We start from the raw sequence: 24,168 nt of genomic DNA, 5'->3' as shown, positions 1-24,168 counted from the left end.
TAAGGAAAAATAAAAATGATCGGTTTTTCGCTAAAACGTCGTTCACATATCGCTTTTGTAACGTTGGGGTCGGCTCTGATAGCTCTGGCTTCGTGTGAGCATCGTGTCGCCAAACTAACACCGTCTACAGAACTAGCCAACCAGCGCCCTGCATGGGAGATGCCTGAGGATTCAGAAGCCAAAGCCTACCTGGCGGAATGTGAAATGGATTTTAAAAAGGTTGCTGCTGAGCTGGATGGTTTTGCCGAGGTTAAACCGCTGGCCTATATGACGTTGCTGGATAAGCTCAACAAGATGGATATGTTGTCGGACCTGCAGTTAAGTAAGGCTGGCCTTTATTCTTCGGTTCATCCAAATAAAGAAGTTCGATCAGCCGCTGAAAATTGTGAGCAGCACTTTGTTGAGATTAATACCGATATTAGTTTATCCCGCGCTATATTTGACCAGGTTAGTAAAATTGATGCGAGTAAACTTGGTTCGGATGATCGACGTTATGTTGAGCATATGCTGCGCGATTATCGGCGTTCTGGTGTAGATAAAGATCAAGCGACGCGCGATAAGATTAAAAAACTAAGCGAAGAAATAAATTTAATTGGCCAAGAGTTTGATAAAAATTATCGCGAAGGCGGTAAAAAAATAGAAATAGCTTCCTTAAAAGAATTGCAAGGCTTGCCGCAAGATTATATTGAGCGCCATAAACCTAATGCTGAAGGCAAAATAATCCTTACGACAGATTCGCCAGATTACATTCCATTGATGCAATACGCAAAAAGCGACGCTTTACGAGAACGCGCCTATAGAGTTTATCGCAGTATGGCCTACCCGGAGAATAAACCTGTATTGGAAAATTTGCTGGCAAAACGTTATGAATTGGCGCAGTTATTAGGTTATAGCGATTACGCAACCTACGTTACCGAAGACAAAATGATAAAGTCGCCAAAAAATGCGCAGGATTTCATCGATAAGGTTTCAGCGCTAGCAACACCGCGTGCTCTAGAAGAATATCAGGTTCTTTTGCGGCGTTTACAGAAAATTGATCCTAAAGCCAAAAAAGTAAATGACTGGCAAAAAATGTATTTGCAAGAACTTATCAAAAAAGAAAAGTACCAGGTTGATGCGCAAAAAATTCGCCAATATTTTCCATTTGCGAAAGTGCAGCAAGGTATCTTTGATTTAACGCAAACAATGTTTGGTGTATCTATTAGGCCTTGGCAAACGCAAGTGTGGCATCCCTCTGTGCAGGCATTTGAAATTGTTGAGGGTAATCAGGTAATTGGTCGTTTCTATTTAGATATGCATCCGCGAGAGGGTAAATATAAACACGCCGCGCAGTTCGGTATTCAAAGTGGCATAAAGGGCGTACAACTTCCCATCGCTGCTTTAGTATGCAATTTCCCGGGTGGCGAAGATCCTAATGAATTGTTGGAACATAGTGATGTTGAAACTTTTCTGCACGAATTTGGCCATTTGCTACATACAATGTTTGGTGGACACCAAACGCGTGTAGCGTTTTCAGGTACGAGAACAGAGTGGGATTTTGTAGAAGCTCCCTCACAAATGTTGGAAGAGTGGGTGTGGGATGCTGACACACTTGCGAGTTTCGCTCGTAACGCGAAAGGCGAAGTAATTCCTAAAGCATTGGTTGCTAAAATGCGTGCAGGTAGGGATTTCGGCCACGGATTATGGACAAAGCATCAATTGTTTTACGCTGCGACTTCTTTGAATTTATATAACACTAATCCAGCTACAGTTGACCTTGATAAAATTACCGCTCAAATTCAGGCGACTTACTCTCCGTTTGGTTATGTAGACGGTACGCATTTTTACGCTAGCTTCGGTCACTTGAACGGATATTCCGCAATTTATTACACCTACATGTGGTCGCTTGTGATAGCGAGTGATATGTTCAGTGAATTTGAAAAGGATGGTTTGCGTAACCCAGTAGTTGCCCAACGTTATCGAAAGGCTGTATTGGCACCTGGTGGCTCTAAAGATGCAGCAGATCTAGTTAACGATTTTTTAGGGCGGCCTTTCAGCTTTAATGCTTTCGCTAAAAAATTAGAGAATACACACTAAAAATTAATATTTAGTTAAAACATTACGAGTTTTCAATACTGGTTATGCGGATGAGTTTTATAGATGTTTATTATGCCGATTACAAACTTTGATTTAACTAAATTATGAAATTTTCAGCTTCCTTCATTTGCACATTATGTGTATTGATTCTCGTATTAAATGCATGCGGGAAGCATAAAACATTAGTAGAGATAGGTGACCAACAACAAATCATTCATATAAATAATATGTCTGAGCCTTCCGAAATTGATCCTCATATCACCAGCGGGCTTCCCGAGTATCGTTTACAAATGGCTGTTTTTGAAGGTCTAGTATTAAAAGATCCAAAAACTCTGGAGCCTAAACCTGCTGTGGCTGATTCATGGACTATTTCAGAGGATGGAACAGAATACACGTTCCATATCCGGGATGCTGCTCGATGGTCTGACGGCGATAAAGTTACTGCTTATGATTTTGAATATTCCTGGAAGCGGGTGTTGCAGCCGGAAATTGGTAACGAATTTGTCACTGATTTTTTTGTGATTAAAAATGCAGAAGATTATTATAAAGGTAAGATAAGAGATTTCTCCCAAGTTGGAATAAAAGCAATAAATGAATCGACATTTCAAATTATATTAAATAACCCAACCAGTTATTTTTTAGCGCAGATGGACCATTTTCCAATGTTCCCAGTGCAGAAAAAAACAATTGAAAAATTCAATGCTTTTAAAGAGCGGGGCACTGGGTGGACAAAACCGGAAAATTTTGTAGGTAACGGTCCATTTATAATTAAAGAGTGGATTCCTCAAGTCATTTTTTCGGTAAAGCGCAACCCTTATTATTGGGATAGCACCAACGTAAAGCTCAATGAAATGCATTTTTATCCTTATGAAAATGTTTTGTTAGAAGAACGCATGTTTGCTGCTGGGCAGATTCATAAGACGGAGTTTTTGCCAACAGCCAAGGTGGATAAGTACAGAAATTCACCCGCGTACCGTCAATATCCTTTTTATGCATCTTATTACTACGTGTTTAACACTAAGTTGAAACCTCTGGATGATGTAAGAGTGCGAAAAGCTCTGGCTTACACAATTGATCGAGAGTCTATCGTTAAGAATATTTTGCGTGCTGGTCAAACGCCTGCTTACCATCTAACGCCAGATGACCCTTATGGTTACAAACCTCGCGCTTCGTTTAACTACGACATCCCATTAGCAAAAAAACTTTTAGCTGAAGCTGGTTTTCCAGATGGTAAAGGTTTCCCTACATTAGAATTGGTTTATAACACTCATGCGGATCATTTAAAAATTGCGGTTGCGATTCAGGAAATGTGGAAACAAAATCTGGGTATAAATATCACGCTTCGAAATATGGAGTGGAAAGTATATTTGGATGCGCGAAATTCACATAGCTTCCATATATTACGTCGCGGAAATGTAGGTGAGGTTGTTGATCCAGGAACATTTTTATTTACTATGACAAGTGACGACCCGCTTAATGAGTCGCAATGGGGTAGTAAACGCTACGATGAATTAATTGGTCTCACCAAGAGCGCAAAAAGCCAACAAGAGCGCTTCGAATATTTTCAAGAGGCAGAACAGATTTTGGTTGACGAAATGCCTTTAATTCCCCTTTATATTTATACAACCAATAATTTAGTCTCACCGTCTGTAAAGGGGTATTACAACAACGTTTTGGATTATCATCCCTATAAATATCTCTATTTGGAATACATGGGCCAATAGTATGTTCTTCTTCATTATCAGGCGCATATTTCAAACCATACCAGTTTTAATTTTGGTAACCATAGTTACATTTATTTTGATTCATTCCGCCCCAGGTGGTCCCTTTGATCAAGAACGCAAAGTTTCGCCAGATGTTTTAAAACATTTAAATGCGCGGTATCACCTTGACGAGCCAGTGTGGCAACAGTTTGGACGTTATGTAGGAAACTTATTGCAAGGTGATTTTGGTCCTTCTTTTAAATATCCGAGCCACACAGTTAATGATTTAATTGCGGCTGGTTTCCCCGTTACATTTGAATTAGCTTTTTATGCGATTTTGTTTGCATTGCTGATTGGATTATCGGCTGGAATTATCGCGTCTTTAAAACCCAATACATACCTGGATTACATTCCCATGTCTAGCGCTATGTTGGGTATTTGTTTGCCATCATTTGTTTTAGGTCCACTATTACTGCTGGTGTTTGGTATTTGGTTGCAATGGTTTCCTGTTGCGGGTTGGGGGAAAATACCGGGCGATAAAATTTTACCGTCAATTACCTTGGGTGCATCTTATGCTGCTTATATCGCGCGAATTACACGTGGCGGAATGTTGGATGTTTTGTTGCAAGATTATATTCGTACGGCGCGCGCTAAAGGGCTATCCACTGCACGAATTTTATTCGTGCATGCGCTGCGTGGTGGCATTACGCCAGCTGTTTCTTTTTTAGGGCCAGCTATCGCGGGATTGTTGGCGGGCTCGTTTATTGTTGAGAGTGTTTTTCAAATTCCCGGTATAGGTCGCTTCTATATACAAGCCGCGTTTAACCGTGATTACACCATGATTATGGGGTGTACAATTTTCTTTGCTTTCTTGATTGTTATTTTTAATTTACTTGCAGATGTGATATTGCTTTTGCTTAACCCCAAATTGCGACAAGAAGTGATTGGGGGGCGCTAACATGAATAATGCAATCAACATAGAGCGCGGTACATCACTTGGTCGAGATGCTTATTTGCGTTTACGTAAAAACAAAATGGCGATCATGGGTTTGTGCGTGTTAGTTTTTTTTATTTCCTTGGCTTTGTTAACACCCCTTATCGCGCCTTATACCTATGACGGACAAAATTTGGAATTAGGGGCAACACCACCATCTACTTATCACTGGCTAGGTACGGATACATTGGGGCGCGATCAACTAACGCGTATTATGTACGGTAGCCGGGTTTCACTTATGGTTGGATTTGTTGCGACCGCCGTTGCACTTTTGATAGGCGTGTTCTGGGGCGCAACAGCGGGATTTTTGGGTGGACGTGTTGATGCGATAATGATGCGTATTGTAGATACCATTTTCGCTTTGCCTTTTACGATTTTTATTATTTTGCTTACGGTTATATTTGGTAGCAGCATGCTCTTGCTGTTTTTAGCTATAGGTGCTGTAGAGTGGCTGACCATGGCGCGTATTGTGCGCGGCCAGGTGTTGAACATCAAACAACAAGAGTTTGTTGAAGCGGCGGTGACAATGGGTTTGTCGCCTTGGCAAATTATTACGCGTCATTTAATTCCCAATGTTCTGGGTCCCATTATTGTTTATACAACGCTTACGATTCCCGGCGTTATTTTGTTGGAATCATTTTTAAGTTTTCTCGGTTTGGGCATTCAGCCTCCGGAAAGCTCTTGGGGTTCGTTAATTTCCAGTGGTGTGGAGGTCATGGAAGAATTTCCATGGTTATTAATTTTCCCTGGTTTGGCGTTATCCATTACTTTATTTTCGCTAAATTTTTTAGGTGATGGTTTGCGAGATGCTTTGGACCCACGAACGTCGAAAGACTAAATCTGGAGACCTCCCATGTTGCATGTAGAAAATTTACGTATCGTTTTTAATACTCGTGATGGCGCCAGTGTCGCAGTTGAGAATTTAAGTTTTAAGCTTAATGCTGGCGAAGTTTTAGGAATTGTAGGAGAGTCTGGTTCAGGAAAATCAGTTGCTTGTTATAGCTTGCTTGGCCTACTTCCCATGCCGCCAGGCAAAATTGAAAGTGGTTCGGCCATGTTTTCGGGGCAAGATTTATTGCGCATGAGCGAAGCTGAATTGCGCAAAATCCGCGGCCATAAAATAAGCATGATCTTTCAAGATCCCATGACTTCGCTAAATCCTTACATGCGAATTTCAGATCAACTCGTTGAATCGGTTTTGCAACATCATAAGATTTCCAAAAAAGCAGCACGTCAACGTGCAATTGATGCATTGAATGAAGTTGGAATCCGAGATGCTGAAACTCGTATTGATCAATATCCGCATCAATTTTCCGGCGGTATGCGTCAACGTGTCATGATTGCCATGGCGTTAATTGCTGAACCAGAATTATTAATAGCTGATGAGCCAACAACTGCATTAGATGTTAGTGTTCAAGCGCAAATACTTAAGTTGATAAAGCAACTTCAGGTTAATCGTAAACTGGCCGTTATTTTTATTACTCATGATCTGGGTGTGGCTGCACAAATGGCCGACCATATATTGGTTATGGAAAAAGGAAAATTAGTAGAACAGGGGAAAACGGAAGATATTTTCAACAGGCCTACCCAGCCATACACACAAAAATTGTTGCGTGCTGTATTAACAACCGCAAAACCTACACCTAGTTTGGCCGATAAAGCCAAGCCTCCATTTTTGGAAGTCAAACAATTAAAAACCTGGTTTCCGCAATTTGGTGGCTTATTCATAAAGCATTTAATCAATACCCAAAAAGCGGTTGATGATATTAGTTTAACAATCTATCGCGGTGAAATTCTGGGTGTTGTAGGTGAGTCGGGTTCGGGTAAATCGACTCTAGGCCGAACTATTATGCGTTTGGTGGAAGCGCATTCAGGAGAAGTGTTACTGGAAGGAAAAGATCTGTTGCGATTGTCGGAATCGGATTTGAAAAATTCTCGCCGCCATTTTCAGATGATATTCCAGGATCCCTATGCTTCGTTAAATCCGCGCATGACTGTGTTTGATACCTTGGCCGAACCTTTATTAGTGCATGGTTTAGCTACGAAAAAAACGGTTCTGGAGCTGGTTAATCAATTAATGGATGATGTGGGTTTGGATCGGCGGTTTATTCGCAAATATCCGCATGAGTTTTCCGGTGGGCAGCGCCAGCGCATTGCAATTGCCCGTGCGATTGCGTTGAAGCCAAAATTAATTATTGCTGACGAGCCAGTATCAGCTCTCGATGTGACTATTCGTGCGCAAATTCTTAAGCTCCTGTTAGAGCTTACGCAAAAACATCAACTCACCATGTTATTTATTTCACACGATATGTCGGTTGTGCGTTATTTGTGCGATCGTGTATTGGTGATGCAAAACGGAAGAGTGATTGAAGAAGGGGAAACCGAGGCGCTGTTTTCTGCGCCGAAAGAATCCTATACGCAGCAATTATTGGCTGCTATACCCAAGCTATAAAAATTAACCCTTTATTTAATTCTTTGCGTCCACCAGCACAATCAATTCCTGATTTGGGCGAATACTGGTTTCGTCTTTGATTTTATTCCACTGCATAATTTGTTTGACGCTAACGTCATACTTTGCAGCAATCTTTCCGAGGGTGTCGCCGGATTTTATGGTGTAGTTAAGTTTGCGTGAATCCCTGGATGAATCGGCGGAATTTTTGGCAATAGATTGATCGATAACAACTAATTTTTGACCAGGTTTTAAAGTAGTTTTACTGGTTAAATTATTTAATTGGGCGAGCCTGTCCACCGAAAGATTTTGTGCTTTTGCAATGGACCATAAATTTTCGCCTGATTTTACGACATAGTAACCGGTTCTTTCTATTTGCTTAGGTGGCGTTTGTTCTGCAATTACCAATGCGGAATTATTGTCGGCAGAGGATGATGTGGGGGATAAAGGAATTTGTAAGTGCTGGCCAACAGCTACATTATTACCCTTAATATTATTTACTGATTTAATTTGAGCGCTATTAGCGCCGTATCTTTTTGCGATGCTATCCAAATTATCGCCTTTCTTCACCACATGTTCCTGCCATTTTGTACTTGCTACTTTGGGTAATGCATCCAGCTGTAATTTAAATGTTGCTGCAGCATCTACTGGCACTAATACATGGCGAGGCTCTGTGGGATCTGTTAACCAACCCTTGTAGCCAGAATTTAATTTTTTTAAAAGTGATACGTCGAGTGAACTATTTTGCGCAGCGTCCGCAAGGTTAATTTGCGAATCCACATTTATTTTTACGAAGTAGGGCACATCGGCAATTGGGTAGAGTTTAAAGTCGTAAACATTTGGATCAGCCACAATTCTTGAGAGCGCCAATAATTGTGGGATATAACCTTGGGTGGTTTTATTGAGCGGCAGCGACCAAAAATCAGTTGGTTTACCCGCGCGGCGATTTTTATCAACGGCTTGCTGGATTGCACCATCGCCTGCATTGTAAGCAGCGACAGCGAGCAGCCAGTCGTTATCAAATTTTGCGTAAAGTTTTTTTAGTAAACGTATGGCTGCATCAGTGGAGGCAACAACATCTTTGCGGCCATCGTACCAATTGTTTTGTTTGAGCCCAAAGTTGCGCCCCGTGGCTGCTCCAAATTGCCACATGCCCGCATTGTTGGGTGACATGGCCGTTGGATTGTAAGAGCTTTCAATAAAAGGTAGTAACGCCAGCTCCATTGGCATTCCATTCGCTTGCATTTCACTCGCAACGTAATGCAGGAATGGTTCGCTTTGTTGGGTAATTTTGTAGAAGTAGGCTTTATTGCTGGTGTAAAAACGAATTTGCGAATCAACAGCATTATTAGATGTTTGGGGTAGGCTATAGCCGGCGCGTATACGCTCCCAAACAGTTTCATAAGTGCGCTCTTCAGGAGTTGTCGTTGTAACGGTAATTGGGTGTTGCGCTGCTTCGGCGGTGGGATTTGCGGTTGATTTGGGAGTGGGTTTCAAATGCAAGCTGTCACAACCAACCATCAAGGCGGTCACAGATACCATCGTTAATAACGGGCGATTTATGAAATTCATAGAGTCACGTTTCTTATTGGTGATTACTTGCGCCCCTCCTTGATTGTGCGAAAGTTGATCTGACAAAGCATTGCGAAACGCCAAGTCTAGGGATTGCGCCAGAATGGGTCAACCCGACTAGCTGTTCGAGTTCTCAGAAGCGATCTTTAAGAAGTCTCAAACTGGCGAAAATTTCGGCATCTGTCGTCAAAGTCTGGTTGCTAAGCCGTTCAACGGAGGTGCGAACCGAATTTAAGTGACAACGCAAAAACGGATTGGTTCGTCGTTCCAAGTCCAATAGCGTCGGCAGGGTCGGGACTCCACGTTCGCGTTTTTGGATTTCAATTTCTTGTCTGGACTTGAGGTCAGTGTTGTCTGGCTCAATAGTCAGTGCAAAACGGATATTGGCAAGTGTGTATTCGTGGCCACAGAATACGAGCGTATCGTCTGGCAGGGCAGCGATTCTCTGAAGCGCTTGGTGAAGCAGTGGTGCTGTTCCGTCAAACAAGCGTCCGCAACCCACCGCAAACAAAGTATCGCCACTGAAAAGTAGAGGTGAACTGTCTGGGGTGTTTATTAAGTAGGCGATATGATCAAGAGTGTGGCCTGGTATCTCCATTATCTCGGCCGAGATATTGCCCAGTTGAAGTCTGTTGCCTTCGTATAAATGCTGTGTAACCTGTGGAATGCGTTTTGAATCAGGCCCATAAATGAGTATTTTGAAGCTCTCGGCAAGCTCAGCAGCGCCGTCGATATGGTCGTGATGATGATGCGTTAAGAGTATGCCTTGCAAGGTCAATTTATGCTTGGTCAGGTAATCGTAAACTGGCTGTGCAGCTCCCGGATCGACGATATAGGTATCCGGCGAGCCTATGTCAGGCTGGAGTAACCAAAAATAATTATCCGTGAAAGCCGGAATTGTGTGAATGTGAAGCATAATGCCCCAATGATGCAAAAATGGAATGTGCTGTATTAGTCCATAATATCAGCCCTTGGTTGCCACACCGGGATAAAAGCCGATATAAGTTGGGATAAATTTTGTTAGATGTGATTTGCGAGTAGCTGTATGCCAAACAGGTTTATAACAGGGGTTCGTCGCCAGTGGCGCAAACGCTTTGGTGTATTGCCCTTGCGCAGCGCCTTGCGGCCCTTGAGCGAATGGTTTGCATCACCGCTCGGGCAGTTACTCGTCGATAACGAACAGGCTTGTATCGATAACGAGTTGCGTGATTTGTTCGGCTATCATTTGCTCCAGCTCAGCGTCGCCCAGCATCTGGATTTAACCCAGGCTAGCCGTATATCTCACCGTTTTGCACTTTACCCGCAAGCCTCAGAACAGCCAATTGTGACTGGCGTGGCGGATTTTACGCATTTACCTTTGCCTGCCAATTCGATTGATCTTGTACTTTTGCACCATGTGTTGGACTACAGCCAGAAACCCCATCAGGTTTTGCGCGAAGCTGCCAGCGCATTAATTTCGCAGGGCCATCTGGTCGTAATCGGGTTCAATCCATGGAGTTTGTTTGGTGCGTGGCGCTGGTTGGTACGTTTTTTTAGCCATGCGCCGCAGTGGCGTCATCAATCCTTACGGTTGGGCAGGGTTTTAGATTGGCTGGCGATACTGGATTTCGAGCCCATAGTCGTAAAGCAAAGTTTTTACTGCCCCCCTTGTCATAAACCTGGAATCACCAAATATTTGCAATGGATGGAGCGCTGGGGTAAAAGGCTGGGTCTTCCTGGTGGTGGCTTCTATTTAATAGTCGCCCGAAAAGACAGTTTGGCCGTGACCCCGCTTAAGCCCCAATGGCAGGGTTACGCCGGTTTGCGTGGTTGGGGTGTGACAAAGATTCTCGGCAGAGCAACCCGCGGAAAACAACCACAAGCACAATATAATGTTAAGAAGTAACTGTATATAAATGAGATAGCTGATTGAAAAAAATAGAATTATTTACAGATGGAGCCTGCAAAGGTAACCCCGGCCCAGGCGGTTGGGGGGCGCTACTGCGCTATGGTGGAGTTGAAAAGTCCCTCTACGGCGGCGAAGCAGAAACAACCAATAATCGCATGGAGCTGATGGCTGCTATTGAGGGCTTGAGTGCCTTAAAAGAACCATGTGCGGTATTGTTAACCACCGATTCGCAATACGTTTTGAAAGGTGTGACTGAGTGGATCGCCGGTTGGAAGCGCAACGGTTGGAAAACGGCTGCCAAACAACCGGTTAAAAATGCCGATCTATGGCAGCGTTTGGATGAACAAACCCAGCGGCATGAAGTAGAGTGGCGTTGGGTGCGGGGGCACACAGGGCATCGCGAAAACGAAATTGCAGATAGCCTCGCCAACCGTGGCATCGAAGAATTAAGCTAAATCATTTTATAAAAACGAGAAATACATGCGTCAAATCGTTCTGGATACCGAAACCACTGGTCTTGAAACATCACAAGGTCACCGCATTATTGAAATAGGTTGCGTCGAACTCTTTAACCGTCGCCTGACTGGTCGCCACTACCATCAATACATCAACCCTGAGCGCGAAGTCGATGCAGGCGCGTTCCAGGTGCATGGCATTAGCAATGAAATGCTGGCCGATAAGCCAAAATTTGCGCAGATAGCCGATGAATTCCTGGCATTCGTGGGCGAGGCCGATTTGATCATTCACAACGCGGCGTTTGATATTGGCTTTATTAATGCCGAATTTGCGCGCCTGATTCCCCGTCCAGCGACTATTGAAACCAATAGGTCTGTTATCGACAGCCTTTTGCTTGCGCGTGCTAAACACCCCGGCCAAAAGAACAATCTGGATGCGCTCTGTAAACGCTACGGCGTAGACAACTCCCAGCGCGATCTCCATGGCGCTTTGCTCGACGCCGAGATTTTGGCTGATGTTTATTTGCTAATGACGGGTGGCCAAACCGCCTTATCGCTCGGCGGTAATCAATCGAACAACAAAGATTCCAGCAGCTCCGGAAATGAAATCAGGCGCCTGCCTTCCACTCGCAGGCCGCTACCAGTGCTTGTAGCCAAGGAGTCGGAATTGGATGCTCATCAAGATAAACTGGCAAGCATCAACAAAAGTAGCGCGGGCAACTGCATTTGGTTGAAAGAGGTTGTTGCTGAGGCTCAAGTCTAGGATCACTCCACGTATAGACGGGTATTTGAGAAACCATTAGCATTCTTCCATTACAACCCATAAATATCAGGCAAAATCTCCACAAGTGAGATAGAGTCAAAAATAACATTAAAACTAGGATTCAATGCATGAGTGTCAATGAAGCTTTTAATATTGCCTCGTTAAAAATGGTACATGATGAGTTGCTGGCAACGATTGAGCAGTCAGCCCTGCGTCTTGAGCAGTTTGCAAGTGATAGAACCAACGGCGAATTACTTCAAAATTGCATTGAGGGTGTCAGGCAAATTCGCGGCACCTTGAGTTTGATTCAGCTAAAAGGTGTGGATCTCTTAGCTGACGAGCTACTGGAGCATATTAACGACATTACTCTCGGCGACGATCCTACAACCGACAAGCGTTTGGATTTGTTGACCTCAGCGTTTTTCATGCTGCCGCGCTACTTGGAATTTTGTTTGCAAACATCACGTAGTATGGCTTTGTTGCTAATTCCTCATATTAACGAATTGCGCCAGGCACGCCGTGCGCCCTTGCTGCCTGAAAGTTATTATTTCGCGTTTGAACCCTTAAAAGTTACTCGTACAGCGACAAGTCAATCTGCACCAACGCAAGAAAATCTGCCGGTATTAGTGCGGCGTTTGCGTCATATGTATCAAGCAGGTTTGTTAAAAGTTTTGCAGGGCTCGCAAATTAAACCCTCATTTGGAATTATGTGTCGCGCGCTTGAGCGTTTGGAATCTGTTTGTGGTATCAGCCCCTTGGGCAATTTATGGTGGCTTGCTAACGCGACATTAAGCGCAGTTTGCGAAGAGAATTTGCGTATTACAAAAAGTCGCAAAATGTTATTAAGCAGTTTGGATCGTGAAATCAAACGTCTGCAATTCGAGGGTAATGCAGTTATTAACCGCGAGCCCGATACCGCTTTAATTAAAGAATTGCTGTATTTGTTGACTTTATCAAAATCAACAACTGAAAAAACTAAAGCTGTTGTCTCTGCTTACGGCTTACCACCCTTAACCTATAGCGATGCAGAGCTTGCACGCGAAATGGAATTCTTAAAAGGGCCTAGCGTAAACACCATTAATTCCATGGCTGCTGTACTTACTGATGAGTTACATAGCACTAAAAATATTTTAGAGCGCGCGGCGCAAAGCGGTGCGGAATTATTGTCTGAGTCTCCCGAATTATTAGATACATTGAAAAAGATTGCTGACATTTTAGCGATTGTTGGATTGGTTTCCCCGAGCAATAGTCTTAAACAAGAGATTGAAAAAATCCAACGCTGGCAATCCACAGGCGAAGCAGTTAACTCTAGTGATTTATTAGGTGTTGCAGATACATTGCTTTATGTGGAAAGTACTATCGCTGGTTTAGGTAAAACTAATTTGTCCGATGAAAAGCTCGCACAAATTAATGCGCTGTCCCGCGATGACGTAATGGCGAACAATCAAATTGCTGAAGCTGAAAAATTAGTCATCGACGAAGTTGAATCTGGCTTGGCGATGGTTAAGCGCGCATTAAGTGCTTTCTCTGAATCCAATTACGATAAAGCCCATATCGCTAATATTTCAGCAACTTTGGATAGTGTTCGCGGTGGTATGTTTGTATTGGGGCTACCGCGCGCCGCTAAAGTTATCGCGGGTTGCATGAAATTTATTGACGAATCCCTGATGGAAGACGAACAGCAAGCCGCTATCCAACATATGATGGATACCTTTGCAGACGCCATTATTAGCCTCGAATATTATTTAGATAGTTTAAAAGTCGACAAAAAAGCAGATACCGAAGTATTGCGTATTGCTGAAGAAAGCTTGGAAGCTTTGGGTTATAAGGTGTAATTTCGGTGCAGGAAAAGTGTGTGCATTATGTCGTTGCGGACGAAAAATTTTTATGTTCTGACAGTGGTTCGATTGCGCTTTTAAGTCAGTTTGAAATAGCTCGCTTAAACTTGGAACCCTTGGTAAAACACGATTTAAAAAGTAGCTTGGGCGAAAACGTTTTTGTAATCGATATAAATCTGGTCGATCTACCGGGATTTCAGTGGTTGAGTTTGCGCAATTTACTGGAGTATTTATCTGAAGACGAATTTCAAACGGCCGGTCGAGCTTTACAGGTTTTGCGGTGGCATTATGATCACCAGTTTTGCGGAAGGTGCGGTAAATCCACAGAACAACATTCGCAAGATTTTGCAAAAACCTGTGTAACTTGCAAAATAGATTTTTACCCCCGTTTATCGCCTTGCATTATTACCTTGGTTACGCGCGGTGATGAATGCTTGTTAGCTTGGCATGTACGTTCCAAAGAAGAAAAATATAGCTGCCTTGCTGGTTTTATCGAGGTAGGAGAAAGTCCCGAACAAACGCTTGAACGAGAAGTGAAGGAAGAAGTGGGCCTTAGGGTTAGCAATATTCGTTATGTGGCGAGCCAACCCTGGCCATTTCCCGGGCAATTGATGTTGGGATATTTCGCAGATTATGAGGGCGGTGACATAGTCGTAGATGAACAAGAAATCGTAGCTGCTTATTGGTACCGCTATGATCAACTGCCAAAAATTCCGCCCCCTTCAACTATTTCTGGCCGTTTGATCGATGCATTTGTGAAAGAAAGACAATCTATTCGTACAAATAATGACTCAAAAGATTAGATAAGGATTCCTATGTTATATACCTTGGTTGCGCTAGTCGTTGTTTTGGTCGCTGCATATATCGCTTTTCGCGCGATAAAAATACTTTGGCTCAGCAGCTGGTTTGTGGGCTGGTTGAAAGGTATGTTTGGTCTCAGCCTGCTTACCCTTGGCGTAGCTGTCGCCTTGATTGCCTACGATATTTATAGCTACAAGCAAATCTTGGTGGGGCAACCTGTTGCAACTATCAATTTTGAAACCATTGAAGATCAATTTTTTGATGCCTTGGTGGTGGATGCCAATGGCAACCAACAACGATTTAGTTTGTATGGTGATCAATGGCAGTTGGATGCACGTATCATTAAATGGCAAGGTTACTTTTCGGGCTTTGATATTAAGCCGGCATTCCGCCTGGATCGCCTGAGCGGCCGCTATTACGATATTCATAAAGAAACTACAGAAAAACGTTCGAGTTTTTCTTTGGTGAAAAGTCCTTTGCAGTTAGATTTATGGCACTTTATTAATGAGCATCCGCAATGGTTTTCAGTAATCGATGCACATTACGGCACTGCGCGTTATTTGCCTATGAAGAATGGCGCGCTTTATGAAATCAGTTTAACCACTACTGGTTTAAATGTTCGTCCCTTGAATGATGTGGCGAGCAAAGCTATGGCAGAGTGGAAATAGTTTTTTAATTTTTGATTGGAGTTGTACGTTGGAATTTTTAACAGAATACGGTTTGTTTCTTGCTAAAACCTTGACCTTCGTGGTCGCGGTATTTGTGATTATTAGTTTAATAGTGTCAGCCAGTTCGCGCGCGAAAAAATCCGAGAAAGGGCATATTCAAATCAGCAAATTGAATGAAAAATTCAAAGCTATGCGCGAAGCCTTGCAACATGCGGTGTTGGATGAAGATCAAATTAAACAGCTTGAAAAAGACGAAAAGAAACGTTTGAAGCTCGAAAAGGCGGAGCACAAAAAAGCGGCTAAGGAAAAAAGTAAAAAAAATCCTACGCAAGAGGCAGATGCAGAACACAAAAAACGTGTGTTTGTGTTGGATTTTCACGGTGACATTAAAGCATCAGCAAATGATAGCCTGCGCGAAGCCATAAGTGCGGTGTTAACTTTGGCAACGCCGAAAGATGAGGTGGTGGTTAAAGTCGAAAGTGGTGGTGGCATGGTCCACAGTTACGGCTTGGCTTCCAGCCAGTTGGCACGTATCACTAATAAAGAAATTCCGCTTACTGTATGTGTCGATAAAGTAGCGGCATCGGGTGGATACATGATGGCTTGTGTCGCCAACAAAATTGTAGCCGCACCATTCGCTATATTGGGTTCCATCGGCGTGGTAGCACAATTGCCGAATTTTCATCGCCTGCTCAAGAAAAATGATATTGACTACGAAATGTTTACTGCCGGTGAATTCAAACGAACTGTAACTATGTTTGGCGAGAATACTGAAAAAGGTCGCGAAAAATTTGTAGAAGATATTGAAGATACGCACGTGCTATTTAAAGACTTCGTGAGTGAGCATCGTCCTCAAGTAGATATAGCAACTGTTGCTACCGGTGAAGTTTGGTTTGGTCGCCGCGCTAAAGACGTCAACTTGATCGATTTGCTGCAAACCAGCGATGAATACTTGCTGAACCAAGTTGAGACGGCAGATATTTTTGAAGTTGAATATACCGTGAAAAAATCCCTTACGGAAAAGTTTGGTTTTGCTGCCCAAACAGCGGTAGAGCGTGCATTGTTCAGTGTTTGGGAAAAAGCTCAATTGAACCGTTGGTTTTAAGTCTGTTAGCTAAGCCTGTTCAATAAAGCCGGAGACAAGTTATGTTTTACGCGCAGCAGAAGTTAGCATTACCGACCCCTGAGCAGGCCTTACCTGGGCGTACAGAAAAAATGCCTGTAACTCATGCTCATATGGTGTTGGGAAATTCTTTGCAAGAACCTTTCCCAAGTGGACTCGAAAAAATTGTTTTTGGCCTGGGTTGCTTTTGGGGTGCAGAGCGTCGTTTTTGGCAACAAGAAGGCGTGTATACAACTGCTGTAGGTTATGCCGCTGGCTACACACCAAATCCGACTTATGAAGAAGTATGTTCCGGTTTAACGGGTCACAATGAAGTTGTGTTAGTAGTGTTCGATCCAGCGAAAATATCCTTGAACAAATTGTTCAAAGTGTTTTGGGAATCCCACAATCCCACACAGGGAATGCGTCAAGGTAATGATCGCGGCACCCAATATAGGTCAGGCATTTACACTTTTGACGAACAACAGCTTGAGCTTGCTAAAGCAACGCAAGTTGAATTTCAAAAAGCACTGGTAAGTGCCGGGTTGGGTGAGATCACTACAGAAATTTTACCGCTTAAAGAATTTTATTATGCGGAGCCCTATCATCAACAATATCTCGCCAAAAATCCCAATGGATACTGTGGATTAGGCGGAACGGGCGTTTGTTTGAATTAAATTAGTTTGCAGACAAGGATGTTATGGCAATTTTACTCTTCTTTTGCTCCGGTATTATTTTTGTAGGATGCCTGCCGGAATTACCTTCATTATCTTTTTTGCTTGCGCTTTTATCAGGTGCGTTTTTTTGCACATTCTTTCTACATAAAAAATTTCCTTTTGTCCTCTGCTTGCTATTCCTATTGCTGGGTTTTTGTTACGGAACTTGGGCGGGGAGCCGCTTACTTGAAAATCAGATCCTACCTGATTTAGTGGAACGGGATTTGGTTATAGAGGGCCGGGTCACTGGCTTACCGCAAGAAAATAATCGTCGACAGCTTTTTTCATTCGCGGTAAAGCAAGCCTACTCCGCTTATGATCACAGTGCGTCCTTTGAACACTTTCCAGATAAGCTGAATATCAGCAGCTATTCAGATCTAAGAGTTAAAACCGGCGAAGAATGGCGATTAACAGTGAAGTTAAAACGACCGCGCGGTTTTGTAAATCCCGGTGGCTTTGATTATCAGGCTTCACTTTTACGCCGCGGCGTGGGTGCGACCGGTTATATTCGCCAGGATGAAAATCTATTATTGAAGCCGCAGCCGAAATTTTCCATCGATGTACTTCGTTTCGAGCTACAACAATGGCTTATCAATAAAAGCCAAAGTACTGAAAAGGGAATTCTGGTTGCCTTGTTAGTAGGTGATACGTCTTTAGTGGATAGGGAACGCTGGGGCGAAATGATTAAAACGGGAACCAATCACCTGATTGCTATTTCTGGTTTGCATCTCGGCTTTTTTGCAATTGTCGGTTTTTTTATCGGAAATTTAATCGGGCGCTGCGTACAGATATTTTGGCATAAATATCCTTCGGTAGTGAGTGGTTATATTTTCTCCGTATTGTTTACATTTTTCTATAGCCTTATTGCGGGTTTCAATATCCCGACAATTCGAACCCTGATAATGCTGGTTGTGGTGCAGCTGATGCTTTTGTGGCGGCGTAGCTTTCGTGCGCGTGATAGCCTGTTAATTGCGTTAGTTTTAGTCCTGCTATACGACCCCTTGGCGGCTTACGACATTGGATTTTGGCTTTCGTTTTGCGCAGTGGGCATGTTAATTTTTTGTTTCTCTGGACGAATTCAAATTACCCGGCGTCTGGGGCTTATGAATAGCACCAGGAATTACTTAATTGTGTTTGTAAAATCGCAATGGGTAATGTTCATTGGCCTCCTTATTCCTTTGGCAATTCTAATTCATACATCATCGTTACTTGCACCGCCGGCAAATTTCGTGGCCATCCCCTTGGTTACTTTTTTTGTGGTGCCTTGTTTAATTATCTCTGCGCTTTGCCATTTTTCTTTTCCAGGGCTGGAAGATTTTTTTCTACATTGTGCTGAGTGGGGAATGCATCTTGTACATAAATGGCTTAATTATTTATTGATTGCGGGAACAGGCAAGTTAAATCCCTTAATTAATTTTAATCCCTGCGCGATTGGCGTCGCCGTACTCAGTGTTTTTTTAATATTGTTGCCGCGCGGTATAGGTAATAAATATATTGGTGCTGCAGGATTAATCTTGTCATTGCTAGTACCGCTTAAATCTCTTCCCGAATTACAAATGCTGGTGTTTGATGTGGGGCAGGGAACCGCTGTCTTGGTTCGCACACCCAATCATCAATTGCTGTATGACACAGGACCACTCTATACAGAAAATTTTGATGCAGGCAGCGGAATTATAGTTCCTTACTTACAAAGCCAGGGAATCGAATCTTTAGATGTTTTGGTAGTTAGCCATAACGATCAAGATCATATAGGTGGCTTGGATGGGGTATTGGCTGCAACTCAGGTAAAAAAATTATGGTTGGGGGAGCCCGAAAAGTTGCAGCGCAATGAGCTTGGTCCGGGTGCAGAAAATTGTCACATCCAAAAGCCGTGGCAGTGGGATCAAATTAATTTTCAGTTTGTGTCATGGCCCATTCAGCCAAATGCTAAAGCCAACAATCATTCTTGCGTGTTAATGGTTGAATTTAATGGACACAGAATTTTGCTGGCGGGCGACATTGAAAAGGAGGTAGAACGAAACCTGGTGGCTCAGGAAAGTCTAGCCCCGGTAGATATTTTATTGGCACCCCATCACGGTAGCCATACATCATCGACCGCTGAATTTGTAGCCCGGGTTCGTCCGCAAACAGTTGTCTACAGCGCTGGCTTTCACAATCAACATGGACATCCCCACGCAGATATAAAAGCCCGCTATGATTCAGTGGGAGCTATGCCGCTTAATACTGCGCTTAGTGGTGCGCTGGAATTCACATGGCAAGATGATTCTCTCAAGATAATTCAATACCGCCAGTCTGCAAGACGTTACTGGTTTGATGTAAACGAGTAAGCCTACTCTGCCTGTAAGTATTCGTATCCAAGTCTAGAAAAGTTGACGTCTAGCATGGTTTTCTACACGTCTTGTGGTAAGGTACGCCGCAACATAAATGGCTTTTAGTGTGGCCAAAAAGTATCCAATAATAAGTTTGATAGTGAGGAGTTTCCGGTGTTCGAAATCATCTTGTCCGGTGGTGTAATGATGATTCCAATCATCCTCTGTTCGATAGCCGTTATCGGTATCAGTATTGAGCGCTATTGGACACTCAATCCTAATAAAGTCGCCCCCCGTACATTGCTCGCACAAGTGTGGAGCTGGATTAAAAGTAATCAGGTTGATGCGGCTAAATTACGTGAATTAAAACAATCCTCTCCCTTGGGAAAAATTCTTGCTGCTGGTTTAAGTAATTCTCGTCACGGCCGCGATGTAATGAAGGATTCTATTCAAGAAGCCGCTAATCAAGTAATTCATGATCTCGAGCGCTACATAGGTGCTTTAGGTACCATTGCGAATGTGGCGCCTCTGTTGGGTTTGTTGGGCAGCGTCTTTGGTATGATTGAAACCTTTAACGCAATTATGTTGAAAGGTTCTGGCAATGCTGGTGTGTTAGCCGGTGGCATTGCAGTCGCCTTGATCGCAACTGCAGCTGGTTTAATTGTGGCGATTCCTGCAACTATTTTGCACCGTTATTTTTTGCGCCGCGTTGATAGCCTCGTCGTGATAATGGAAGAAGAATCAATCAAGTTGGTGGATGCACTACATACTGACCGCAGTGTTGATGTGAAGCTGGTGTAATTTATGAAATTCCGTCGTCAGTCTCGCGAACTGGAACCTATGAATTTAATATCACTGATTGATGTGATGTTTTTTCTATTAATATTTTTTATGTTGTCGAGCACTTTCACCAAAGAAACTCATTTAGGCGTTGAGCTACCTGAAGCAAAAGGCGAACCCTCAACTGATTCTAAGCAACAAATTGAAATTGTAATTGGCGAGCAAGGTAGTTTTTCCATCAATGGCCAAAGTTTGGTGAATAACGAAGCGGATACCCTCAGGGCGGCGATTTTAAAAACGTCTGAAGGTAAAACCGATTTACCATTGTTGTTGACAGCCGATGCAAAAACTCCGCATCAATTTGTAGTTACCGCAATGGATGTTGCAGGTCAGTTAGGTTTCACTCGGCTAAGTATTACCTCTCGTCAACCTGAAGCGGTTGAAGTGAAGAAAAAGTAAATCACTCATCGCGAGACATATTCGTTTGAGTGGAAAGCCATTCATTGCTTTGTCGTGCTGGCTGATAACATTCCAGTAATGTAAACAATAACCTTTAGTCCTTAATATTGCTGAGTATCGCGTGAAAAAATCTCACAATTTCTGGTTAAAAGCATGGTACGGTAATTCCGCCTGGATTTATTTGCTTCTGCCTTTAAGTTGGTTATTCGCGTTAATTAGTGCGCTGCGAAAATTTATTCTTGTTCATTTCCTGCAAAAAAAAATATCAATCCCTGTCATCATTGTGGGCAATATTTCCGTAGGTGGTACAGGAAAAACCCCACTCATTATTGAACTGGTCAAATATTTACAAAATCATGGTCACAAACCTGGTGTGGTCAGTCGTGGCTATGGTGGCACAGCTCCTAACTATCCCTATTTGTTAAATGAAAAATCCCTTGCGTCCGAAGCTGGTGATGAACCCTTGCTTATTCAACGCACAACCCAATGTTTTGTCTGTGTTGCACCTGATAGGGTTGCTGCGGCGAAAAAATTGGAAGAACAGGGATGCACAATCATTCTCAGTGACGATGGTATGCAACATTATGCCTTGGGCAGAGCGCTAGAGGTTGCAGTTGTTGATGGTCAGCGTCTTTTTGGAAACCAACAACTTTTACCTGTGGGGCCCTTACGGGAGCCGGTATCGCGGCTAAAGTCAGTTGATTTTATTGTGATTAATAATCCGGTGAGCAAAGAGTTTTTATCAGGTTACCATCATCTTCATTGTATGAAAGTACAACCGCTTGCATGGCGCAAAGTTGCGTCTTGGCAAGAATGCTCTCTCACCGAAATTGATTTTAAATCGCCCATTCATGCAGTTGCCGGTATAGGTAACCCAGAACGATTTTTTAAAACTCTTGATGGGCTTTCGTTAAATTATTACGCACATTGTTTTCCCGATCATCACAAATTTTCTGCTGATGATTTTGCGGATTACCGCGCGGATACTATTGTAATGACTGAAAAAGATGCTGTGAAATGCCAGGCATTTGCTAAATCGGAATGGTATTCATTGGTAGTGGGCGCGCAATTGAATGAATATTTTTGGCAGGCCTTCCAGCATAAATTGGATTCCTTGTAAGGTGCATCTATGAAATTTACTGTTGTAATTCCCGCGCGCTATGCGTCTACTCGTTTACCCGCAAAGCCTCTAAAAGAAATTGCAGGTAAGCCAATGATCCAGCATGTTTATGAACGTGCGTGTGAAAGTAAGGCTCATCAAGTAATTGTCGCTACAGATGACGCGCGCATTGAAAGCGCGGCCAAATCTTTTGGTGCGCAAGTCTGTATGACTTCTGCAGAACACACATCGGGAACTGATCGCTTGCAGGAAGTTGTTGCAAGCTTGGGCTTGGCGGATGATGAAATTGTTGTAAATGTGCAGGGCGACGAACCTTTAATTCCCGCACAGGTAATTAACCAGGTCGCAGAAAACTTGGCCGGCATGAAAGACGCCGGTATGGCAACGTTAAGTGAGCCCATACATAGTTTGCTAGATTTCCGTAACCCCAATATTGTAAAAGTAGTTGCTGATGTTAATGGGCGTGCTTTGTATTTCTCGCGTGCAGCTATTCCATGGCCGCGTGACCATTTTGCTCAAGCAAACGTGGACACACTACCCGACAATTTTCCTGCGCAGCGCCACATAGGTATATACGCCTATCGCGTAGGTTTGTTGCATAAATTTGTTACCTGGTCTCCGGCGCCACTTGAAAAAATTGAGTCCCTTGAGCAATTGCGCGTTATGTGGAATGGCCAGGTTATCCATATTGCCGAGGCTGTTGTTGCAGTACCAGGTGGTGTGGATACTGAAGAAGATTTGCAGCGTATAAAGAAATTATTAGAGAAGTAAAATGTCCGTAAAAGTATTATTTGTCTGCCTGGGTAATATTTGTAGATCGCCCACGGCAGAAGGTATTTTCCAAAAAATGGTGAATGATTCGGGGCTTGGTAAGCGAATCCAGATAGATTCTGCGGGCACCGCCAATTGGCATCAAGGGCGAGCGCCGGATTCGCGCACAATCGCCGCAGCAAAAATCCGCAACATAGATTTATCAGTGTTACGCGCTCGTGCGGTTAAGGCTATAGATTTCGACGAGTTTGATTATATATTGGCAATGGATAAAAATAATCTTGCACATTTGGAAGATTTGAAACCTGCCGACTATGCTGGCCATTTGGGGTTGTTTTTAGCTTTCGGAAAGCAAACTAAATACCTTGAAGTTCCAGATCCTTATCATGGTGGAAGCGATGGCTTTGAGTTAGTGCTCGATTTGGTAGAAGATGCTGCCGCTGGTTTACTTGAAGCTATTCAAAAAAATAAATTTTCTTAAGCGTTTTTATATTACTTTTCCTGGAATTGATAGTGCCGCTTTATTTACCTCATTTTAACTTACAGAATTACAACACGCTTGCGTCGCCGGTGTGCGCTGAATTTTTTGTGGCAGTTAAAGACGAAGCAGAATTATTGGCTGCTTTGAAGTTTGCGAAAGAAAAAAACTTGCCCCTCTTGGTATTGGGTGGTGGCAGTAATATTGTTCTGCATGACGATTTTGCCGGCTTGGTGATTCATGTACAGTTTTTGGGAAAAGAGCTGGTACGTGAGGATGAAAACTTTTATTACGTGAAAGCTGCTGCAGGTGAAAATTGGAGTGATTTTGTTGACTACTGCCTTGATGAACATTTTTATGGGTTGGAAAACCTATCCTTAATTCCTGGTAATGTAGGTGCTGCGCCCATTCAAAATATAGGCGCTTACAGCGTTGAGTTGCAAGATGTGTTTAGTGAATTAACTGCACTAGATGTTAAATCTGGTCTTGCAATTACGTTTACTCATGAAGCTTGTCAGTTTGGTTATCGCGATAGCGTTTTTAAAAATGCTTTGCTTGATCAATTCATTATTACTTCCGTTACATTCAAGCTCACCAAAAAACCAAATCTAAAAATTCACTATCCTGCACTGCAATCTGCGCTGGCTGATGAAAATGAGCAAGATATTACCCCCGAGTTGGTAAGTCAGGTGGTGTGTGATATTCGCCGTAGTAAATTACCTGATCCCAAACAGATACCTAATGTCGGTAGCTTCTTTAAAAATCCAGTTGTCAGTCTTGAGAAGCTAGCGGAGCTACAACAAAAATATCCGGAAATTGTTTATTACCCTGTTGATACCCATCAAGCAAAGCTTGCGGCGGGATGGTTGATTGATCGCGCCGGTTGGAAAGGCTATGTGCTAGAGGCTGCGGTACACGCAAAACAGGCATTGGTTTTGACAAATCCGTCGCGACTAAAAGGCTCCGCCGTTTTGGTGCTGGCGGAGCTTATAAAAACCTCTGTTACGAAGGAATTCGGGGTAGATTTGGAACAAGAACCCAGAAACTATCCCTAAAGAGCTAAAAAACCTTTAAGATTTGTTAAGTTTGTTCGTTATGCGGTGTTTTCCCACAAAATCTAAATAGAAAAAGGCGCGTTGGACGCATGACAGGTGGTAGTTTGCGAAGGCTGCGACTACAATCATGAAAAATGCGCCATACAGCGTCCATCAGTAAAAATAACACTT

General features: G+C 43.1%; 22 protein-coding genes. 20 read left to right on the top strand and 2 right to left on the bottom strand.

What is annotated here, in order from left to right; all coding sequences use genetic code 11:
• Nucleotides 1-15: 15 nt before the first annotated feature.
• The 5 genes from IE104_RS07815 (at nucleotide 16) to IE104_RS07795 (ending at nucleotide 7,225) form a co-directional block, all read left to right on the top strand.
• On the top strand, nucleotides 16-2,076 hold the full coding sequence (locus IE104_RS07815) for a M3 family metallopeptidase (RefSeq protein ID WP_189417286.1): 2,061 nt from the start codon (nucleotides 16-18) through the stop codon (nucleotides 2,074-2,076).
• A gap of 104 nt (nucleotides 2,077-2,180) precedes the next feature.
• Nucleotides 2,181-3,800: a peptide ABC transporter substrate-binding protein gene (locus IE104_RS07810; protein ID WP_189417284.1), complete on the top strand. Its 1,620-nt coding sequence runs from the start codon at nucleotides 2,181-2,183 to the stop codon at nucleotides 3,798-3,800.
• Nucleotide 3,801: 1 nt separating this feature from the next.
• Nucleotides 3,802-4,737 carry an ABC transporter permease gene (locus IE104_RS07805; RefSeq protein WP_189417282.1) on the top strand — a complete coding sequence of 312 codons (936 nt, stop codon included), beginning with the start codon at nucleotides 3,802-3,804 and terminating at the stop codon, nucleotides 4,735-4,737.
• Between the two features lies 1 nt (nucleotide 4,738).
• Nucleotides 4,739-5,611, top strand: coding sequence for an ABC transporter permease (locus IE104_RS07800; RefSeq protein WP_189417281.1), 873 nt, complete (start codon nucleotides 4,739-4,741; stop codon nucleotides 5,609-5,611).
• A 15-nt stretch (nucleotides 5,612-5,626) separates the two neighbouring features.
• Nucleotides 5,627-7,225: an ABC transporter ATP-binding protein gene (locus IE104_RS07795; protein ID WP_189417279.1), complete on the top strand. Its 1,599-nt coding sequence runs from the start codon at nucleotides 5,627-5,629 to the stop codon at nucleotides 7,223-7,225.
• A 15-nt stretch (nucleotides 7,226-7,240) separates the two neighbouring features.
• Here IE104_RS07795 and IE104_RS07790 read toward each other — a convergent pair whose 3' ends face one another.
• On the bottom strand, nucleotides 7,241-8,794 hold the full coding sequence (locus IE104_RS07790) for a lytic transglycosylase (RefSeq protein ID WP_189417277.1): 1,554 nt from the start codon (nucleotides 8,792-8,794) through the stop codon (nucleotides 7,241-7,243).
• Between the two features lie 133 nt (nucleotides 8,795-8,927).
• The gene (gene gloB, locus IE104_RS07785) at nucleotides 8,928-9,710 is read right to left on the bottom strand and encodes a hydroxyacylglutathione hydrolase (protein WP_189417275.1); all 783 of its coding nucleotides are present in this window, start codon (nucleotides 9,708-9,710) and stop codon (nucleotides 8,928-8,930) included.
• A gap of 129 nt (nucleotides 9,711-9,839) precedes the next feature.
• Between gloB and IE104_RS07780 the strand changes: the two genes are divergently transcribed.
• The 15 genes from IE104_RS07780 (at nucleotide 9,840) to murB (ending at nucleotide 23,997) form a co-directional block, all read left to right on the top strand.
• Nucleotides 9,840-10,679, top strand: coding sequence for a class I SAM-dependent methyltransferase (locus tag IE104_RS07780; RefSeq protein ID WP_189417273.1), 840 nt, complete (start codon nucleotides 9,840-9,842; stop codon nucleotides 10,677-10,679).
• 23 nt (nucleotides 10,680-10,702) lie between these two features.
• A complete protein-coding gene (rnhA, locus tag IE104_RS07775) occupies nucleotides 10,703-11,137 on the top strand; it encodes a ribonuclease HI (RefSeq protein WP_189417271.1) in 435 nt (144 codons plus the stop codon).
• A 25-nt stretch (nucleotides 11,138-11,162) separates the two neighbouring features.
• Nucleotides 11,163-11,900 carry a DNA polymerase III subunit epsilon gene (dnaQ, locus tag IE104_RS07770; RefSeq protein WP_189417269.1) on the top strand — a complete coding sequence of 246 codons (738 nt, stop codon included), beginning with the start codon at nucleotides 11,163-11,165 and terminating at the stop codon, nucleotides 11,898-11,900.
• A 128-nt stretch (nucleotides 11,901-12,028) separates the two neighbouring features.
• Nucleotides 12,029-13,735 (top strand): FimL-related protein, encoded by a 1,707-nt coding sequence (locus tag IE104_RS07765; RefSeq protein WP_189417267.1) that lies wholly within the window; start codon nucleotides 12,029-12,031, stop codon nucleotides 13,733-13,735.
• A 20-nt stretch (nucleotides 13,736-13,755) separates the two neighbouring features.
• Nucleotides 13,756-14,541, top strand: a complete 786-nt coding sequence (gene nudC, locus IE104_RS07760) for an NAD(+) diphosphatase (RefSeq protein WP_189417265.1) — start codon at nucleotides 13,756-13,758, stop codon at nucleotides 14,539-14,541.
• Between the two features lie 12 nt (nucleotides 14,542-14,553).
• On the top strand, nucleotides 14,554-15,207 hold the full coding sequence (locus IE104_RS07755; RefSeq protein WP_189417263.1) for a cation/multidrug efflux pump: 654 nt from the start codon (nucleotides 14,554-14,556) through the stop codon (nucleotides 15,205-15,207).
• A 28-nt stretch (nucleotides 15,208-15,235) separates the two neighbouring features.
• Complete coding sequence (gene sohB, locus IE104_RS07750; protein ID WP_189417261.1) at nucleotides 15,236-16,312, top strand: protease SohB; 1,077 nt, start codon at nucleotides 15,236-15,238, stop codon at nucleotides 16,310-16,312.
• A gap of 41 nt (nucleotides 16,313-16,353) precedes the next feature.
• Complete coding sequence (msrA, locus tag IE104_RS07745; RefSeq protein WP_189417259.1) at nucleotides 16,354-16,986, top strand: peptide-methionine (S)-S-oxide reductase MsrA; 633 nt, start codon at nucleotides 16,354-16,356, stop codon at nucleotides 16,984-16,986.
• 23 nt (nucleotides 16,987-17,009) lie between these two features.
• A complete protein-coding gene (locus tag IE104_RS07740; protein ID WP_229837711.1) occupies nucleotides 17,010-19,352 on the top strand; it encodes a DNA internalization-related competence protein ComEC/Rec2 in 2,343 nt (780 codons plus the stop codon).
• Between the two features lie 156 nt (nucleotides 19,353-19,508).
• A complete protein-coding gene (locus IE104_RS07735; protein WP_189417256.1) occupies nucleotides 19,509-20,135 on the top strand; it encodes a MotA/TolQ/ExbB proton channel family protein in 627 nt (208 codons plus the stop codon).
• A gap of 3 nt (nucleotides 20,136-20,138) precedes the next feature.
• Nucleotides 20,139-20,573, top strand: a complete 435-nt coding sequence (locus tag IE104_RS07730; protein ID WP_189417254.1) for an ExbD/TolR family protein — start codon at nucleotides 20,139-20,141, stop codon at nucleotides 20,571-20,573.
• Between the two features lie 121 nt (nucleotides 20,574-20,694).
• Nucleotides 20,695-21,693, top strand: a complete 999-nt coding sequence (gene lpxK / locus IE104_RS07725) for a tetraacyldisaccharide 4'-kinase (protein ID WP_189417252.1) — start codon at nucleotides 20,695-20,697, stop codon at nucleotides 21,691-21,693.
• A gap of 9 nt (nucleotides 21,694-21,702) precedes the next feature.
• Nucleotides 21,703-22,464, top strand: coding sequence for a 3-deoxy-manno-octulosonate cytidylyltransferase (gene kdsB / locus IE104_RS07720; RefSeq protein WP_189417250.1), 762 nt, complete (start codon nucleotides 21,703-21,705; stop codon nucleotides 22,462-22,464).
• Between the two features lies 1 nt (nucleotide 22,465).
• Nucleotides 22,466-22,945: a low molecular weight protein-tyrosine-phosphatase gene (locus tag IE104_RS07715; protein ID WP_189417248.1), complete on the top strand. Its 480-nt coding sequence runs from the start codon at nucleotides 22,466-22,468 to the stop codon at nucleotides 22,943-22,945.
• Nucleotides 22,946-22,977: 32 nt separating this feature from the next.
• The gene (gene murB, locus IE104_RS07710) at nucleotides 22,978-23,997 is read left to right on the top strand and encodes a UDP-N-acetylmuramate dehydrogenase (RefSeq protein WP_189417245.1); all 1,020 of its coding nucleotides are present in this window, start codon (nucleotides 22,978-22,980) and stop codon (nucleotides 23,995-23,997) included.
• The last annotated feature ends 171 nt before the right edge of the window (nucleotides 23,998-24,168 follow it).

The sequence above is a fragment of the Cellvibrio zantedeschiae genome (genome assembly GCF_014652535.1).
Taxonomy (GTDB): Bacteria; Pseudomonadota; Gammaproteobacteria; order Pseudomonadales; family Cellvibrionaceae; genus Cellvibrio; species Cellvibrio zantedeschiae.
The sequence above is the reverse complement of the archived record's forward strand: the minus strand, read 5'-3'. Positions and strand labels throughout refer to the sequence as shown.

Coding starts and splice junctions, on each gene's coding strand:
- IE104_RS07815 (WP_189417286.1), top strand. CDS start 16: ATGATCGGTTTTTCGCTAAAACGTCGTTCACATATCGCTTTTGTAACG.
- IE104_RS07810 (WP_189417284.1), top strand. CDS start 2,181: ATGAAATTTTCAGCTTCCTTCATTTGCACATTATGTGTATTGATTCTC.
- IE104_RS07805 (WP_189417282.1), top strand. CDS start 3,802: ATGTTCTTCTTCATTATCAGGCGCATATTTCAAACCATACCAGTTTTA.
- IE104_RS07800 (WP_189417281.1), top strand. CDS start 4,739: ATGAATAATGCAATCAACATAGAGCGCGGTACATCACTTGGTCGAGAT.
- IE104_RS07795 (WP_189417279.1), top strand. CDS start 5,627: ATGTTGCATGTAGAAAATTTACGTATCGTTTTTAATACTCGTGATGGC.
- IE104_RS07790 (WP_189417277.1), bottom strand. CDS start 8,794: ATGAATTTCATAAATCGCCCGTTATTAACGATGGTATCTGTGACCGCC.
- gloB (WP_189417275.1), bottom strand. CDS start 9,710: ATGCTTCACATTCACACAATTCCGGCTTTCACGGATAATTATTTTTGG.
- IE104_RS07780 (WP_189417273.1), top strand. CDS start 9,840: ATGCCAAACAGGTTTATAACAGGGGTTCGTCGCCAGTGGCGCAAACGC.
- dnaQ (WP_189417269.1), top strand. CDS start 11,163: ATGCGTCAAATCGTTCTGGATACCGAAACCACTGGTCTTGAAACATCA.
- IE104_RS07765 (WP_189417267.1), top strand. CDS start 12,029: ATGAGTGTCAATGAAGCTTTTAATATTGCCTCGTTAAAAATGGTACAT.
- IE104_RS07755 (WP_189417263.1), top strand. CDS start 14,554: ATGTTATATACCTTGGTTGCGCTAGTCGTTGTTTTGGTCGCTGCATAT.
- msrA (WP_189417259.1), top strand. CDS start 16,354: ATGTTTTACGCGCAGCAGAAGTTAGCATTACCGACCCCTGAGCAGGCC.
- IE104_RS07740 (WP_229837711.1), top strand. CDS start 17,010: ATGGCAATTTTACTCTTCTTTTGCTCCGGTATTATTTTTGTAGGATGC.
- IE104_RS07730 (WP_189417254.1), top strand. CDS start 20,139: ATGAAATTCCGTCGTCAGTCTCGCGAACTGGAACCTATGAATTTAATA.
- kdsB (WP_189417250.1), top strand. CDS start 21,703: ATGAAATTTACTGTTGTAATTCCCGCGCGCTATGCGTCTACTCGTTTA.
- IE104_RS07715 (WP_189417248.1), top strand. CDS start 22,466: ATGTCCGTAAAAGTATTATTTGTCTGCCTGGGTAATATTTGTAGATCG.